Annotated in this window: 10 protein-coding genes and 1 tRNA gene; 1 reads left to right on the top strand and 10 read right to left on the bottom strand. The window is 63.9% G+C overall.

Going from position 1 to position 14,981, the window contains the following annotated elements; translation table 11 throughout:
- Positions 1 to 13 precede the first annotated feature (13 nt).
- Complete coding sequence (locus BDI24065_RS01545; protein WP_175029688.1) at positions 14 to 1,339, bottom strand: leucine-rich repeat-containing protein kinase family protein; 1,326 nt, start codon at positions 1,337 to 1,339, stop codon at positions 14 to 16.
- Positions 1,340 to 1,480: 141 nt separating this feature from the next.
- Between BDI24065_RS01545 and BDI24065_RS01540 the strand changes: the two genes are divergently transcribed.
- Positions 1,481 to 1,565: transfer RNA gene (locus BDI24065_RS01540), tRNA-Leu, on the top strand.
- A 182-nt stretch (positions 1,566 to 1,747) separates the two neighbouring features.
- On the opposite strand, the gene BDI24065_RS01535 is transcribed toward BDI24065_RS01540, so the two are convergent.
- The 9 genes from BDI24065_RS01535 to BDI24065_RS01495 all read right to left on the bottom strand — a co-directional run bounded on the left by BDI24065_RS01535 (position 1,748) and on the right by BDI24065_RS01495 (position 14,907).
- Positions 1,748 to 2,788, bottom strand: coding sequence for a T6SS immunity protein Tli4 family protein (locus tag BDI24065_RS01535; protein WP_175029687.1), 1,041 nt, complete (start codon positions 2,786 to 2,788; stop codon positions 1,748 to 1,750).
- A gap of 142 nt (positions 2,789 to 2,930) precedes the next feature.
- Positions 2,931 to 3,218: a PAAR domain-containing protein gene (locus BDI24065_RS01530; RefSeq protein ID WP_175029686.1), complete on the bottom strand. Its 288-nt coding sequence runs from the start codon at positions 3,216 to 3,218 to the stop codon at positions 2,931 to 2,933.
- 11 nt (positions 3,219 to 3,229) lie between these two features.
- The gene (locus BDI24065_RS01525) at positions 3,230 to 4,270 is read right to left on the bottom strand and encodes a T6SS immunity protein Tli4 family protein (RefSeq protein WP_254609643.1); all 1,041 of its coding nucleotides are present in this window, start codon (positions 4,268 to 4,270) and stop codon (positions 3,230 to 3,232) included.
- The gene (locus BDI24065_RS01520; protein WP_175029685.1) at positions 4,264 to 6,213 is read right to left on the bottom strand and encodes an esterase/lipase family protein; all 1,950 of its coding nucleotides are present in this window, start codon (positions 6,211 to 6,213) and stop codon (positions 4,264 to 4,266) included. The genes BDI24065_RS01525 and BDI24065_RS01520 overlap by 7 nt, the downstream gene beginning before the upstream one ends.
- 35 nt (positions 6,214 to 6,248) lie before the next feature.
- Positions 6,249 to 9,023, bottom strand: coding sequence for a type VI secretion system Vgr family protein (locus tag BDI24065_RS01515; RefSeq protein WP_175029684.1), 2,775 nt, complete (start codon positions 9,021 to 9,023; stop codon positions 6,249 to 6,251).
- A 609-nt stretch (positions 9,024 to 9,632) separates the two neighbouring features.
- Positions 9,633 to 10,880, bottom strand: a complete 1,248-nt coding sequence (locus tag BDI24065_RS01510; protein ID WP_175029683.1) for a RhtX/FptX family siderophore transporter — start codon at positions 10,878 to 10,880, stop codon at positions 9,633 to 9,635.
- A gap of 22 nt (positions 10,881 to 10,902) precedes the next feature.
- Positions 10,903 to 12,414, bottom strand: a complete 1,512-nt coding sequence (locus BDI24065_RS01505) for a PepSY-associated TM helix domain-containing protein (RefSeq protein WP_175029682.1) — start codon at positions 12,412 to 12,414, stop codon at positions 10,903 to 10,905.
- Position 12,415: 1 nt separating this feature from the next.
- The gene (locus BDI24065_RS01500) at positions 12,416 to 12,679 is read right to left on the bottom strand and encodes a hypothetical protein (protein ID WP_175029681.1); all 264 of its coding nucleotides are present in this window, start codon (positions 12,677 to 12,679) and stop codon (positions 12,416 to 12,418) included.
- The gene (locus tag BDI24065_RS01495) at positions 12,679 to 14,907 is read right to left on the bottom strand and encodes a TonB-dependent siderophore receptor (protein ID WP_438819993.1); all 2,229 of its coding nucleotides are present in this window, start codon (positions 14,905 to 14,907) and stop codon (positions 12,679 to 12,681) included. The genes BDI24065_RS01500 and BDI24065_RS01495 overlap by 1 nt, the downstream gene beginning before the upstream one ends.
- Between the last annotated feature and the right edge of the window lie 74 nt (positions 14,908 to 14,981).

Genomic DNA, 14,981 nt, shown 5'->3' with positions numbered 1-14,981 from the left:
GGGCGCGCACCCGTCAGTGCGTATGCGCGGCCAGCTCGGCCGCGATCTCGCCGAACGACGGCCGCGCTTCGACGTCGTCATTCAGGCAAGCCATCGCAAGCGCATCGAGCGCGCTCCTGCCGGCCCAGGTGTGCGGTTCGCATCGCTCGAGCAACTCGCCGAGCAGATGGCCGAACGCCCGCACCTCGAGCCGTTCGAACGCAGTAGCACGCGTGCGGTCGTTCACGTCATAGAGCGACGCTGCGCCGAAATCCCCGAGTAGCGCACCCCCTGCACCGTCGTGCAGGATGTTGTGCGCATACAGGTCGCCATGCATGATGCCGTGTACGTGCAGATGGCCCGCCACCGACGCGATGCCATGCGCGATCCGCACCGCCACCGCCGGCGCGAAGCTCGCGTCGGCCGCATACACGTCGCGCGTGCAGGTCGCGAAGCTCGGCGGCCCGGCGAGGTTCGTGAGCGCGGGATCGACCAGTTCCATCACGAGGCCGTGCGTGCCGTCGGGATGCCCGCTCACCTTGCCGATCACCGGAATCATGCCCGGATGGCGGCCGGCGTGCAGGCACGCGGCCATTTCGCAATCGGGCAGGCCGTCGCTCGTCACCGCGCCCTTGAACAGCTTGACAGCGACCGCCCGGGGCGGATGCCCGTCCGCACGCCATTGCGCGCGGTAAATGACGCCCGATGCGCCCTCGCCCAGCTTCTGCTCGCATGCCAGCGACGCCCAGTCGACGTCCGCGACCTCGGGCCCGGCCGACGCCGCGGCTTCGGGCGCGGCACCGAACGGGTTGCCCGCGGTGGCGAGCCACGCGAGGCGCGGCAGGCGCAGCAGCCAGTCGGGCAGGTCGTCCAGCCGGTTCGCGGACAGGCGCACCAGTTCAAGCGCGCGGCATGCGGCCATTTCAGCCGGCAGCGCGCGCAGCCGGTTGCCGGCGAGCATCAGCTTCTGCAGCCGCGAGCAGTCGCCGATATCGGCGGGCAATGCGTCGATTGCGTTGTCGGTGAGGATCAGCCAGCGCAGCGCGCGCGGCAACGAACCGCTCGGCACCGTTTGAATCCGGTTCGCCTTGAAGCCGATCATGTCGAGCTGCCCGCATGCGCCGAGCACGTCGGGGAAGGCGGTGAAGCGGTTGCCGGACGCGAACAGGATGCGCAGGCGGTGCAGCCGCGGCAGGTCGTCCGGCAACGCCGAGAGCGCATTGCCGGTCAGGTCGAGCACTTCGAGCGTGTCGGCAAGATCGAAGATCTCGCGCGGGAATTCCGTCAACCCGCATGCGAGCTTGAGTTGCCGTGCGCCGGCGAGCTGCCCGGCCTGCAGTTGTTCGAGGGTGTGTGTCACGCGGAGAAAGCGGGTTGCGGTTGCGACGATCGTCGGGTCGATCGCCCGAATTCTACCGGGATCGCCTGCGTGAATCCCTTCAATGTGTCACACCCCCTTCACAAACGCGCAACGTCGCGCTAGAATTGCGCCCCTTGCAGTGCCGACGTGGTGAAATTGGTAGACACGCTATCTTGAGGGGGTAGTGGCGAAAGCTGTGCGAGTTCGAGTCTCGCCGTCGGCACCAGATGCGGTTTCTCCGCATGCACCGCAATTCCGGAAACCCGCGACAGCACGACGCTTCGCGGGTTTTTTGTTTTTGATGTTCGGTAGTCGCGGAAAGTGATCGGGAAAAGGGCTTGGAAGACTCCGCCAACCGCTGTCTTGCCGCCCTTCGCAATGTCGGGCCGTCGCATCCATCCCTGTCGATCAGACGGCGCCCGGCCTCAGTCGAAGACTGTTCAGGAACGTGTCCCACACTTGAAGCGCGCCAGCCTCATCCACTGGCGACGTTGCTTCATCCCGCGACAAATCGTGCGTCCTTGCGCCGAGTATCAACTGAATGGCGGTATGGGGTTTCGCCAGCGTAGCCGGATCGCCCGGTGCGAGCAGGTAGAAACGATACGAAGTGATGTCGCCGTCGTTCAGTTCGAACAGCACTTCTTCGGCGTCCATTCCCGCCACCGTGCGCTTGCCTTTCCGCAGGATGCGGTAGCTGCCGTTTGACACCCGGTTAAGTTGTGACCGCAGTTCGGGCAGCGTCTTGGTCAGCGGTGATTTCTGATCCACGTCCACCGCGTCGCGCATCTGGATCACCAGCAGCGCCGGACGACCCGGCATCAGTGCGAACGACTGAGACACTTCCTCTGTAGAAGTCGACGAACCCGTGGCAATCCCGCCGTCGAAGCAGAATCCTGATTCGGTCGGCACCGACCAGTTATCACGTGCCTTGATCCGGCGATAGATGCCGTTATAGATGTCTTCTGCCTCATCAATTGCCGCCGACCCGATGCGGCCGGTTGTATGAAATAGCGTTCTATTTTCGTAGATATACCCTTCCGCATCGAATGGCAGGACAACCCCTTCCGTGTACGCCTCCTGGTAAATGAATACCCTGGATTCACCCGTCGGCGAGAACGATTTTTCCAGCCATACGTGAGACAAAGGTTCGTTTCCGCTGCCCGGGTCGGTGCGCTTCTTTGTCTTGAGTTTCTTCTCCAGCTCCGCAACCTTGGCCTGATACGTCGCAGGCGCTACGTTGTATTGCGTCTCCAGTTTGTCTCCCTGAAACTCGTACCGCTCATTCGTGATTATGCTTGCCGCTGGGCGGTCGAACACGAAGCGGCCGACGCACCACGGACGCAGGTTGGTCAACACAGGGTTGGTGACGGTCAGTTCCTCGGCGAACGCGATCGAGCAGGCACATACGCTCGCCGCCAAAAACAGAAATCGTCCCACTCGTGTCAGCATTTCGGCTCCGATACATCTCGTTCGTCAAACGGTGATCGCTCGCGATGCGCGCCAAACGCATCTGAGGGCAGGCTTCTATTCGACCGGCATGGCGCATGGCGTCGGGTAGCGTAAACGAGCCGACCAGGCCCGTCCGCTCGCCTCATGCGTCGATATACGACACCGACTGCGACGCCACCAGTTTCGGCGGCACCGGACAGGCGCACCGACATAGATCGTCACTCAGCGCCATCTGTCGGCCATCCGGCCCGGTGCTCGATTGGCGCGGGCCGTCGCACACGATCACGCCGACGGTCTTGCATACAGGACACCACACCGGATCGTGTTCATACGCTTGTTCGCGGCCGAGCAGCGTGTCCTGTCCGTCACCGCCCTGCACGATGCCGCCAACCGTCGTCGTGTCGCCTTTCACAATGTCGTAGCGTCGCATCACACCCTCGCTCACACCGCGCCAGGCCGCAGTCGCAGGCTGTTCAGCAGCGTGTCCCAGACTTGCAGAGCACCGGCCTCGTCGACCGGGGAACTTGCCTGATCCGGCGCCATGTCGGGGCGCGGGGCACCCAGCAGCAATTGAATCGCCGTATGCGGCTTCGCCAGCGTGCTCGGATCACCCGGCGCAAGCAGGTAGAAGCGATACGACGTAATCTCACCCTCCTTCAACGCGAACAACACCTCTTCGGCATCCATTCCCGCCACCGTGCGCTTGCCTTGCCGCAGGATCTGGTAGCTGCCGCTCGACACCCGGCTAAGCTGCGCGCGCAATTCAGGCAGCGTCTTGGTTAGCGGCGCCTTCTGATCGGAGTCCACCGAATCGCGCATCTCGATCGCCAGCAGTGCTGGTCGACCCGGCATCAGTGCAAACGACTGAGTGACTTCCTCGGTGTAGGTCGAAGACCCGGTGACGATCCCGCCATTGAAACAGAACCCCGATTCGGTCGGCACCGACCAGTTGTCGCGCGCTTTAACCCGGCGAACCGTATCGTTATAAATTTCCTCGGCTCGCCCGATTGCGGCCGACCCAATCCGGCCAACCGTGTGAAATAGCGTTTTGTTGTCGTATATATACGATTCAGTATAAAAAGGAAGCTTAATGCCTTCCGTATAGGATTCTTGATAAACAAACACCCTGGAGTCGTTTTTTGGAGAAAATGCCTTTTCCAGCCAGGCATGAGCTAAAGGCTTGCCATTTTCACTAGGATCCGTTCGCCTTTTTGTTTCCAGCTTTTTCTCCAGATCCGCAACCTTTTCCTTATAAGTCGCAGGCGACACATCGTCCTGCGTCTCAAGCGTTTCGCCACGAAACTTATATCGTTGATTCGTGATTTCGCTCGTCGTTGGGCGATCGAATACAAAGCGCCCGATACACCACGGGCGCGGCTTGGACAACAATGGGTTCGCCATCACCGGCTCTCCGGAATACGTTATCGAACAGGCGCACACGCTCGCCACCAAAAACAAGAATCGACCAATGCGTGTCAGCATTTTGGCTCCGGTGCATCCGTTGCGATTTGCGCGATACTGTAGAGTAACGCCCAGCGCACCCACGGATGGTTATAGCTGTCCTGATGCACGTAGCCTCCCTGGTCAAAAATTACTTGAACACCGTGAGCCGCGCCCCCTTCTGCGCTATGCGCGGGCGCCTCAGCCGACCAAACCGGTACGGTGCTGTCACCCGGTATGATGCCGTTCTTTTTAGCGTCGGGCGCATCGCAGCCAGGCGGCAGTTTCGCCGTTTTCTGTACCTCGAATTCGACGGTAATGTCGCGCGAGTCCAAATGAACGCGCAACCTGCCAGTGTGGGAATCGTCATGCTTCTCGCCCAGGAACCGCGCCGCGCGCAGTTCGTCCTCGGTCACGCCTTCCGGTATGTTCCCCTTCCACATCACCGTGCCCCACGCCAGCAGATCCGCAAGCTTCTTGCCTTGCTCGATCGCTGGCTTTCCGTGGTTGTCAGCCGATTCGGCGGAGCCCCTGGGACGTAGTTCTCCATTTCCATAGGTAACATAGGTTCTATCGTGGTACTTGTCCCTTATACCGTTTTGGTTATCTGTAACAACCCTCATAACATCATTGAAATATTCGAATACATCGTTATCTTTCGCGTCCGAACCCAGTCTTTTTTTCACCATTCCTTCCGGGTCGAGCAAAGAAAACGACTGTTCCGGCACCAAGCCATACCATTTAGAATTGGCATAGATTTCCTTGTATGCACTACCTTGCTGCGGCAATTTCAACACCGGCGTCCCATCCAGCCGCGCAAAAATCCACCACGCCTCTCCCTGGTGATAATCCGGCATCGGCAGCAACTCCAGCGCCCCCGGTGCATTCGCGGCGACCGCCACGAACTCGTCCGCATTGCTCCCGAGCAGCGCGCCGTTGATAAAGCCGTTCTTCCCGCCTTCGCTACCACCACCGGTACGGAATCGCTTCGCCGCGATCGGCGCACCCGTCGCCGGCAACACGTTATGGAACACCCCGTGAAACAGATTCATCGCACCGTGCATCGCGATCGCCATGCGTGCAACTAATCCACCCATGGAGTGCGTGAGAATGATCGCCTTGCCGCTGTCGTTCTCATTGATGATTTCATTGATCCCCATCAGCCGCATCTTCTGGCCGGTCTTCTTGTCCTCGAAATTCGCGCCATCGATGACCTGTTTCGCCGACTTTTCATTCGACTGCAGCCAGTTGTAGCCGATCGCATACACCCGGTACTGGTATTTCAGGAAGTGCTTGAACACCTCCGATTCTTCCGTGATCGCCTGCCCCCGGCCCTGCTTGCCCGCGTCGTTCGCGCCATAGTCGGACGGCTCGGTATCCAGCACGGGCTTGAGCGCCCACTTCTTGCCGTCGGGGGCGGCTTCGGCCCATGCGCCCTTGGTCTTCCCCATATGCTTCGGCTCGTTCAGTTGCTCCTGCAACCATGCCAGCAGAGGTTGATAGCTTGACCGGTACACCGAGCCCCAGCCGCGCCGACGCGCTTCCGCCTCGTCCACGTACTGGATCGCCGAGTCGCCCTTCTCGTGCTTGCCCGCACTGACCGGCCCGAACGGCGTCACCTCGGCCACGGTCGGGTCGAACTGCTTTTCCCGCGTGGCAGCACCCTTGAACCACATGCTGATCAGCGTCGGTAATGCGCCCAGGTCGCCCAGCATGCCGTCCGTGTTCGGCGCAAAAAACATCTCCTCGCCGGTCACCGAGTTGATCAGCGGCGAGCCCATCACGCCCGGCAAAAAAATGACCGGAATGATCGGCCTCACATCGCATAGCAACTCCTTGCTGCGCGTGTCGCTCGCCGGCGTCAACGTGAAGTGCCCGACCGACGCACCGTCCTTGTCGGTACGACCGACCTGCTGCACGACCTCTTTCTCGGCCTCGTCGCCGAAAGGCGACCCGCCGCCGGATTGATCAGTGTTATCGCTCATCGTCGCTCGTCAAATTCGACCATCGGTGATTGAATTCATGCAGCGGGGCCGCGCGATACCGAGCGCAACGCCCGCACCGCCACCCCCTCCACGTCGTCGCTCTTCTGCTCGTCCACGTGCCCCAGCTCGTTCGTCATCCCGGTCAGGCGCGTGCCGTCCCCGCGAATCAGTTCGTAAGGGTGGTTCTTCAGCACTTCGCCCGTGATGCGGTCGCGCAGCACATACGGATCGTTGAATTTCGCCTGCGGCAGACTGTTCATGTGCTGGGCAATCGAACTCGGCCCCTGACGACTGAGCGATGCCGATTTGATCGTGCGCGGGCCCTGCGTGCCATCCTCAATGCCGGCGGCCACCCAGCGCGTGTACGAGCCGCCCGCCTTGACGATGATTTCATCGGCGTCGAGCACGATGCGCTTGGCCTTCACGGTCACGTCCTTGCCTGCATTGACGCTCACGTCGTCCGTGTTTGCCGACAGCTTGATCGGACCTTTCGCCGTGACGAAGAACGCGCCGAGTTTCTGCGCGAAAAAGCTCACCTTTTCCGCAGCCGCGACGACGAACGACTTGCCCGTCGCGACATACGTGTTCTCGGTGCTGACGACGTTGACCTCCTTCTCGGCCACGATATGCGTCGAGCTGTCTGCGACCAGTGCGATGTCCTTCGGCGTCGAAACCAGGATGTTCGGTTGTGCGAATCCATTGGCGCTACCCGTGCCGCCGCCCGCCGTCACCCCGCCCGACGTATCGCCCGATACCGGGTGCTGGATAGCCTTCGACAGCGCCTTGAGCGCGTCCTGTCCCGTCTGCAGCGATTCCGCCTGGGCAGTCGTGCTGGCGCTGGACAGCGACTCGACCAGCATCCCCGCCTGCTGCAACTGCGATCGCGCTTCGTCGACCCCCATCTGTTCGTCGTCGTACGCCTTCGGATGGGCGCTGATGGACAACCCCTTGCCGGCTCGAACCGCACCGAACTCGTCCGCATGCAGCACGAAGCCGGCACCGAGATACTGGCCGCGCGTGTTGTCGTCGTGCTTGATCAGGTAGCCCTGTGTCAGCGCCGAATAGCACTTGCCGGTGTAACTGATCAACCGCGTCCCGCTTTGATTCGTGGCGTCATCGTGGACGAACGCGTTATAGGCGCCGGTCTTGCCGAACCCCTCCGACTTGAACCCGGACATCAACGCATTCGAATGCCATTGCGACGGCGTGGTGCCGCCGTTGATGCGCCCCAATACGAACGGCTTGTCGCAGTCGCCGTTCCAGTAGCCGACGATGACCCATTCCCGTGCCCGTGGCACGTGAACCGCACCATAGCCGTTCCCGGTATCGGATTGAAGCGACGACAGCAATGGCGACGAATTGAAGGCATCCGAAGGATTCTTGTGGTCCCACGCGAAATGCACCCGGATCTGGTTCCGTTCGTTCGTCCACGCTTCGGCGCCATCCGGCGTCACGACCAGCGCGTGCTCGATCGACATGACCGGTTTCGGATGATCGAGCGGGCTCCGGTATTCGACCGTCGTCGGCTGCGCCTCGACTTCGAGCATGAAAAAACCGGCCGAACCATCCGCCGCATGCCCGGGCGTCTCGAATCGCTCGCGATGAATGGCCTGCTGCTCGGCCAGCGTCGCACGAAGACTCTGAGGAAACTCGACCATCTGCTGGCCGATCGGCACGTTGTTCTCGATGAACCAGCGCGCCTCGACCACCAGAAACTCCCGCTTCTTCGTGTCGCCATCCGCGTGACGAGGATGATCGTTCAACACGAATCGCGATCCCGCATCGAGCCAGCGCACGCCGCCCGTTCCGAAATACCGGCTGGCGCGCGCATCCCATACCTGCACGCGCCGTTTTGCACGCGCGTCGCCATGGTCCGAACTCGAATAGCCGTAGGCCGTCGATTCGTAGACGGTCATCGGTGCATCGGGAACACCGTGCTCGACCTGCTGTTGATGCTCTTGCGTGACATAGCTCGTCGCGGCAAGCGCATTCTCCACCTGAAAGTCGGACGTGGGCCGCTTGTAGTCGAATGCGCGAGACACGTAACGCGTACTCTGCATCGTCTGCACCGCAGCCCAATGCGCGAACCCGTCCGACTCGTCGTTGCCGTTCGCCCGGATGTACTCAACCGGCTTCGCGTCGGGAAGCGACACCACCTGGTCGACGATCGTCAGCGTCGTCTTGGGCGGGCTCCCCTCGCTGACGTTTTCATGAACCCAGTAAAAGTACCAACCCTCGGCCTCGGCCAGGCGGTTCACGAAATGAAGATCCGATTCGCTCTGTCGGCACCACGACCGCTTGGCGGGATCGGACAGCAACGCAAAGCGATACTGTCCGCGAAGTTGCGGGTATCGATCCAGTACGTCGGAAACGATCTCGCGGGCATCCTTCTCGAGCCACCCTTCCTCATTGTGGGTTCGCTCGAGAAAGACCAGCGCCGACGAGAATTCAATCTGGTAGGTATACAAGCCGCCGTCCCCGCCCAGATAGGCGACGCGATGCACGAAACCGTGGACCGGGCGATACGTCGAGGGGCTGAACGGAGCGGAAATCTGCTGAACCCAGAGCGTGACCGGCTGGTGCATCAGCGAGAGCAACGCCGTGTCGTCACGCAGCGATGCCACATCAACGGTATAGGAATAGTTGCGCCCGATTCTGGCAAACCCGCGCGTGCGCAATGGCGTCAATGCGTTCTTGCCGAGCGGCGTATCCAGCATCAGTAATCGATCGCGCTGAAACATGCCCGACTTCATCGCGCCGGACAGGTCGCGCAGCGTCATCCCCCCGAGTGCGGACGGTCTGATTGCCATTTTCGTTATCCTTCTTTCTCTCAGGTTCAACCGTCAAAAAAGTGACACAAAGACGGTCAGCCGTTGCGACTATCAGTCGCTCACGCGATTTTAATCAGCATTCGATAAATTTTGTTCGGCTTCACAAAAATTGACGCCGAATGACATTTCACGTCAAATCACCGACACCAAAAAGACATATTTCAAATCAGAGACATCGGCAATACACACCAGACATCGCATGAATTCGTCATTTGGCGAGATGCGCCACACAAAACTCCGGCTCCCCGTCCAATTGTTCGGGAATTGGTGTGATTTCAGCGCGTAAATGCGCGGCCGGCCTGTAACGAAGGATGCCTGATTCGAAATACGCGGCGCGTTTGTCGCGCCGCGTCAATACGAAGGCAGAATGATCAAATATGCAGCTTTCAGGAAAATGACAATCGGAGGCAAGCAGTGGCCTCATTGTGCGCACGCATCTCATCGTGATCGTCTTGGGTCGCACAGCACGGCATCTGCTTCATCGCGGCCTGAAAATGCCGCGCAAATCACTTTCAAGCCCGACACGCTGCAACGCCGCGCCGATGAGGACGACGGGCGTTGCAGCGGTGAAAACATCACATGCGTCGATCACGACGCCAGCACATCATCCCCCTTCACCGCATACGCCGCCTCCCGCCGCCGCAACCGCATCGCGATCAACGCAGCCAACACCGCCAGCGCCACCCCGGCCAGGAACCCGCCCGTATAACCCACCTTCGCGGTGAGCGACAGGATCGTCGACGACGCAATCAGCTCACCGAGATCGCGCGTGCTCTGCACGGCCGTCACGTCGGTGCCGGCCTGGTCGCTGCCGCCCGCGAAGCGCATGCCGGCCGTCATGATCGACACCGACGTGATCCCGGTCGCCAGCGAACCGAGCACCGTGCACAGCCATGCCCACGACGACGACACCGGCAGCCATCCGCTCGCCTGCGCGAACCACAGCAGCGCGGCCGCGCCCGCACAGCTCACGCCGGCCGTAAACGCAGGCCACAGCCCGAGCCGCCGGACGAGCCACGCACCGCCGCCGCAACCGAGCACGACCGTCACGATGCCGCCGGCCATCCCCAGTTTCCCGATCGCGTCGAGCGTCCAGCCCGCGTCGTTGAGAAACAGCTTCGACAGGCCGAAGCCCGATACGGCCGTCATCGCCGACAGCAGCGCGAGCGACAGCAGCGACCACGAACGCGGCCGCTTCGCGAAGCGCACGAGGCTCGCATTGTGTTCGGCTTGCACACGTGCGCGATCCGCATCGCGCGGCAGCACCCAGAGCACGCATACAAGGCTCGCAAGCGGCACGACAGCCAGCGCGAGAAACGCGGCGCGCTGGCCGAACAAGCCGATCAGCGTCAACGTGCCGGCGCCGCCGCCGAAGAAGCCGATCATCACGCCCGCGATCTGGATCGCGTTGATCTTCGCGAGCGTGTCGCCGCTGAAGTGCTCGGCGGCCATCCCGTCGTTCGCGATGTCCTGGGTCGCACTCGCGAGCGACGCGACGGCCAGCAGGCCGACCGCCCACCCGGCCGTCGCGACCGTCATGCCGATTTGCGCGAGGCTGGCGAGGCACAGCACGACGAGCGTCTGCATCGGCAGCATCCAGCTGCGCCGCCGGCCGATGCGCGGCGACCAGCGGTTGTCGACGACGGGCGCCCACAGGAATTTCACGACCCACGGCAAACCGACGAGCGGCAGGAACGCCAGTGCGTGAAGCGGCGCGCCATCGTGGCGCAGCAGGGTCGGCATCGCGTCCATCGCAATGCCGATCGGGATTCCCTGTGACAGGTAGAGCAGCGTGATCGTGATGACCAGGCGGCGATGTTCGAGCAGATCGCGCATCGAAGTCTCCAGTTGCATGAAATTAAAAAGGTTCGGCGCCGGCCGGCACGCGCGAGGGCCGCAGCGCATCACGCCGCGGACGGCGCGCGGCACGCAGCAGCAACGCGCCGAATGCGACGAGTGCCACGTCGATCGGCCAGTACACGGGTTCGCCCGTGCCAAGCAGCGCGATCGCGCAGTGCGCCATGCCGGCCAGCCCGTACGCGGCGCCGGCCGTGCGCATCAGCCTGCGCAGCCACGCCGCACGATCGGCCACACAGGCCGCCAGCGCGACCGCGCCGCCCCACACGGCCCAGAACAGCATCGCGAGCACGTGGTCGACGTGCACGCCATCGGGCAACGCACGCCCTGCGAGCAGCAGTACGCCGCCCGCGAGCACGAGCCCGCCGCAGGTGCCGACGGCGACCGCGGCCAACACGTTTGCGGAGCGATCCTGCTGCGCCCGCCGCCGCTCGATCCACAGATGCAGCCCCGTCGCGCACAGCGCGCACGCGGCGAGCCCCATCAGGAAGTGCACGACGCGCAACACGCCGCCCATCGCCCCCACCCAGCCGTATTGCGCGAAGTGCAGCGGCTGCACCGCGATGAAGGTGCGCAGCCAGAAGCCTCGGCCGCGCGACGTGGCGTCCGCGAGCCATTGCCCGTCCGCCGCGCGATACAGGTGACGCTCGAACACCGCCGTACTCGGCAGGCCGGCGGTCGTGCCGGCAATCTCGACGCGCGCGTTCGCGTCGCCCCAGCCATGCAGCACGACTGCTTCCGGCCGGAAATCCGGCATGCGTGCCGCGTCGCGCCGCAGCAGCGCATCGAGATCGGGCGCGCGTTGCCACGCACCGCCGGCCGCGGCAGGTGGCGGCCCGCCGAGCAGCTCGGCGAACGCACGCTGCGGCTGCCCCGGATACGCGACGCCCGCGAGCGACACCGTGCCGAGCGCGCCGAGCCCCGACAACGCGCCGGTGAACGCGAACAGCACGAGCCACGGCGAGCCCCACAGGCCGATCCACGCGTGCAGGTCGAACAGCGCGGCGCGCAACCCTTTGCCGCGCCGGATACGCGCCGCGTCGGGCCAGCGCCGGTGATGCACGATCAACCCCGCGACGATGAGCACGAGCAGCACGATCCCCCACAGGCTCACGAAGATGCGCCCGGGAAAGCCGGCGAACAACGTCTTGTGCAGCGTGACGAGCAACGCCGCGCGTCCGCCGTCGGCCAGCCGCTCGCCCGTCGCCGGGTCGAGCGCCAGCGTGCACGCCTGGCGCGCGTCGCAGAAACGGATCGCCGGATCGGCCGGTTGCGGCAGCACGATGCGCGCATCGCGCAACGGCACGCCGAGCGCCGCCGCGCGCGCGACGAGTTCATTCAGCGAAAGCGACGGCCGCGCGACGGCGAGCGGCGGCGGCCGCCACCAGCCCTGCATCGAATCGGTTGCCAGACTCCACGTGCCGCTGAACAGCACGACGAACAGCACCACGCCGAACAGCGCACCGGCGCCGCGATGCAACGCGCGCCAACGCGAACGCAAGGAGACGTCCATGTCAGCGCCCTCCCCAGAACATCGCGCACGGCACGAGCACCGCGAGCCAGGCACCCGCCCGCCACGCGGCCTGCCGCCGCCCGGGCGCGACGAGCACCCACAGCAGCGCGGCAACGCCCGCCGCAAGCGACAGCAGTACGGCCGCGTAGAGCCGGTTCAGGCCGTCGGCCGGGTAATGACGGGCCAGCGTGACCGCCAGCGCGACCGCGCCCGGCAACACGCCGCCGATCGCAAGCGCCGCCCGCGTCCCCCAGCCGCCCGCCATCAGAACTGCCCGCGCACGGTCAGCATCACGTTGCGCGGTTCTCCGTAACGGTTGTTCCAGCCGGGCTGGCTCAGGCTCAGGTAGTACTTGCGGTCGAACAGGTTGTTGACATTGATCGCCGCGCTCCAGTGCTTGTCGTAGCGGTAGCCGAGCCGCACGCTCGCGAGCGCGTAGCCGCCCTGGCTCATCGTGACGCCGTTCGCCTGCGCCGAGTAATTGCTCTGCACCTGCACGCCGCCGCCGACGCTCCAGCGTCGCTCCTGCCACGGCAGGTCGTAGTTGGTCCACAGCCGGAACAGGTGGCGCGGGTTCAGCAGCGGCGCGAACGAGCCCGCGTTCGCGAGGTTGTCGGCATAGCTCATCGTGTCGTACGTGTAGCTCGCCCACACGCTCCACCACGGCGTGATGCGGCCGTTCGCCTCGAACTCGAAGCCCTGGCTGCGCACGCTGCCGCCGTTCACGTAGTAGCAGTTCGGCCCCGCGCACGGATGCGCGAGATCGACCTGCGGGTTGTTGTCGAGATCGATGCGGAACGCCGCGAGCGACACGTTCAGCTTGCCGCCCGCCAGTTCGCCCTTCACGCCCGTCTCGTAGGTGCGCCCCTTCACCGGTGTCAGGATGCCGCCGCCCCACATCGACTTGGTTTGCGGCTGGAACACTTCCGCATAGCTCGCGTACCACGACCAGTCGCGCGCGAAATCCCAGATCAGCCCGCCGTACGGCGTGAACTGGTGGCCGGTGTTGTAGTGCGCGCCGAGGCTGTCCTGGTTCCACCAGCTCATGCGGCCGCCGAGCACGAGCGTGACGGGTTCCGCGAGCTTGATGCGGCCGAGCCCGTACACGCCCTTCTGCGAAACGTCGTTCTGCTGCGACTGCTGGTACGGACCGACGCCCGGCTCGGGCACGCTGCTCGGGTTCCAGCGGTACACGTTCACCGGTGTGCCGGACACGTCGCCGAGCAGCTGCGCCGACATCTGCCCGCTGCTGCTGTTCGCGTAGGTCACGCCGAACAGCAAATCGTGCGTGAGCCCGAACGCATGCACCGGGCCCTGCACGTTCGCATCGATGCTGCGGCTGTAGCTGCTGAACTGGTACGCACCGCCCGTCAGCGCGCCGCCCGCGCCGGTCGCCGGGTCGATCGTGCCGAACGAGCCCGCGTACTTCAGGTCAGAACGCACGCTCTGGTATTCGCCGCTGACCTTCGCCTTCCAGCCGGCGCCGAGCTTTTGCTCGACCGACGCGAACGCGCGCGTCGTGTCCCAGTCGAAGTGGCCCCACGCCGTGTCGAGGAACGTCGAGCGCGACAGGCCGAGGCTCGATCCGTCGCGCGCCATCGGCACGCCGGACATGTCGGGTATCGATCTCGTCGTCTGGTATTGCGCGCCGAACGTGAGCAGCGTGTCGCGCGTCACGTCGACCTCCGTGATCCCGTAGATCGAGCGCGTGTCCTGCTTCGCATGGTCGTAGAAGAAATGGCGATCCTCGTATGCGGCGACGAGCCGGCTGCGCACGGTGCCGGCCGCATTGAGCGGGCCGCCGATGTCGGCTTCCGCGCGATAGCGGTCCCAACTGCCGACGCTCACGCTCGCGTTCGCGGAGAACTGGTACTGCGGCCGCTTGCGCACGAGATTGACCGTCGCGGCGGGGTTGCCCGAGCCGTGCAGCAGGCCGTTCGCGCCGCGCAGGATTTCCACGCGCTCGTACACGGAGATGTCCTGCGGCGCGCTCGCCATGTCGCCGATCACCACCGGCACGCCGTCGAATTCGAACGAATCGACCTTGAAGCCGCGCACGAAATACGCGGTGGTGAGCAGCACGTAGGGCTGCACGGTCACGCCCGCCGATTGCTGCATCACTTCGTCGAGCGAGTACAGGTTCTGCTGGTCGATCCGCTCGCGCGTCGTCACGCTGACCGACTGCGGAATCTCCCTCAACGCCAGCGGCATCTTGCCGACCGTCGCCACCGACGGATCGTCGGTCACGCCGCGCGACGCGGTCACCGAAATCGCCTTCAGCTCGCCCGCGGCTGGCTTCACGGCGGTCGTCTCATCCTTGCGGACTTCCGCGCCGGCCGCCGGCGCCGGCGCCGCATCGGCAAACGCCGCCGCCGGATGCGCGGCAATCAGCAAGCCCAGATACAGCGACGGACGCCAGCGCCCTCGCCCCAAACGGGCGACGCGCGCGCCCTTCGTCCTCGATCTCCCAGGTTCCACCACCTCGTACCGCATTCACGCCCCCGTATTTGATAATCATTCTCATTATCAATTAGAACCGGCGGGCGATTTTTCGATCGAGGGGCTTT

The organism is Burkholderia lata (assembly GCF_902499025.1).
Taxonomy (GTDB): domain Bacteria; phylum Pseudomonadota; class Gammaproteobacteria; order Burkholderiales; family Burkholderiaceae; genus Burkholderia; species Burkholderia lata_C.
This window is presented reverse-complemented; position numbering and strand designations above follow the sequence as displayed.